Consider the following 1,846-nt stretch of genomic DNA (forward strand, 5'->3'; position numbering starts at 1 on the left):
CTGTTTCCCACCGGGAAGAACAGCTCGGGATCCTCGTCGCGACAGACCGCCTTGTGGCGCCAATCCATGGGGCTAACTCCTTTTCGTGTGCGCAGCAGAGCGCACGAGCTTTACATCGGCTGTTAACGCAAGCGCACCAAATGTTTCTGCGCTGTTGCATCCGATGCTTTCACAGGCTGAACAGATGTCAATAGCAGTTCCTTAACACGTGGGCTATCTCACTGCCGAGGTCGGGTACCGGATGCCTGACTCCGTTGTACTACGCTTAACTCATCTTGCGCCCTGAATTCCGCACTGTGAACTAGCCTGCACAGCTGGTTCCTGCTGGTCAGGGCGTTTCTATGGCGAAAGGCGGGGCGGCGCCACCACGGCGAGCGCGTCCGGCACCGCGGTGAACTCCATCGCTTCGCGCAACCCGAGGTAGTCGCCGTCGATCTGACATGCCACAGGCGTGTCGCTGGTCACCTTCAGCCACGCGAGGTCGTCGTCCCGGACGAGGTGCTTGGCATCGAGGTGTGGGTCACGCGAGAGCATCTGGCGCACCACCCCCAGGTTCGCCCAGACGTTCATGCTGGTGATCGCGAACACCCCCAGGCCGGTTTCGAAGGTGGTGTCGGGATTGGTCCACACCGGCCGCGCGTTGGCGTAGGTCCACGGGCTCGAGTTCGACACGAACGCGAAATGCACCCCGGAGACCGGTTGACGGCCGGGGAGCTGCAGGGTCAGCGTCGGCTCCTTGCGGGCGCTGGCCAGCATCTCCCGGATCGCCACGCGGATGTAGCGCGACGCGGTGACCTTGCGGCCCTTGGCCCGTTGCGCCTCCACGGCCGCGACGACGTCACCGTCGACGCCCATGCCCGCCGTGAACACCCCCCACCGCTCCTGGCAGTCCATCAGGCCGATACGTCGCCATGTTCTGCCTCGCCGGTAGTCGCCGAGCAGGTCCACCAGCTGGTTCGTCGCCTCGACGGGATCGGGGCTGATGCCCAGCGCGCGGGCGAACACGTTGGCCGAACCGCCGGGCACCACGCCCACCGCGGGCCCCTCACCGCCCGGCCCCTGCTCACCGAGGATGCCGTTGACCACCTCGTTCACCGTCCCGTCGCCGCCGTGCACGATCAGCACGTCGACCCCGCCGCGGGCGGCTTGCTGGGCGATCTCGATGGCGTGGCCACGGTGATCGGTGTGCACCACGCTGAGCTGCACCCGGCTCTCCAGGGCGTGGGCCAGCAGATCGCGGGCGGCGGGCGTCGTCGAGGTCGCATTCGGATTCACGATCAGCACGGCGCGCACGAGGGGTCAGCCTAAACCGCTTCACCGGTGACGCCCAAGCTCGCGCAGTGCCTCGGGTCCGCGGTGCTTCGCCGGTACCGTACAACGGTGACCGAACGTCGACTGCTGCTCGTCAACGGGCCGAACCTGAACCTGCTGGGCACCCGGCAACCCGAGGTGTACGGAACCACCACGCTGGCCGACATCGAGGCGAGGGTGGCCGAGGTCGCCGCGGAGTCGGGACTCGACACCCGGGCGGTGCAGAGCAACCACGAAGGCGTGCTCGTCGATGCGATCCACGCGGCACGCGCCGACTGCGCGGGCATCGTCATCAACCCCGCCGCCTACAGCCACACCTCCGTGGCCATCGCCGACGCGCTGCGGTCGGTCGGGCTGCCGGTCGCCGAGGTGCACCTGAGCAACATCCACGCCCGCGAAGAGTTCCGGCACCACTCCTATGTCTCCGCCGTGGCCGACATGGTGGTCGCGGGCGCCGGTGCGCTGGGCTACGAGATGGCGGTGCGCTACCTGGCCGACAGGTTGTCGCGGTGACCCCGCGCGCGGTGCGCGCGGC

The 1,846-nt window shown here is 67.7% G+C and carries 2 protein-coding genes and 1 pseudogene; 1 reads left to right on the forward strand and 2 read right to left on the reverse strand.

The annotated features are described in order from the left end of the window. A pseudogene (gene whiB1 / locus WA944_RS24510) lies at positions 1–68 on the reverse strand (transcriptional regulator WhiB1); the annotation flags it as partial. A gap of 271 nt (positions 69–339) precedes the next feature. Continuing rightward, entirely contained in the window at positions 340–1,293 is a 954-nt protein-coding gene (locus WA944_RS24515) for a diacylglycerol/lipid kinase family protein (RefSeq protein WP_526370754.1), read from the reverse strand. A gap of 87 nt (positions 1,294–1,380) precedes the next feature. On the opposite strand from WA944_RS24515, the gene aroQ reads away from it, so the two are divergent. Further along, positions 1,381–1,824, forward strand: a complete 444-nt coding sequence (aroQ, locus tag WA944_RS24520; protein WP_526610098.1) for a type II 3-dehydroquinate dehydratase — start codon at positions 1,381–1,383, stop codon at positions 1,822–1,824. The last annotated feature ends 22 nt before the right edge of the window (positions 1,825–1,846 follow it).

The sequence above is a fragment of the Mycobacterium sp. genome, assembly GCF_049683355.1.
Classification (GTDB): domain Bacteria; phylum Actinomycetota; class Actinomycetes; order Mycobacteriales; family Mycobacteriaceae; genus Mycobacterium.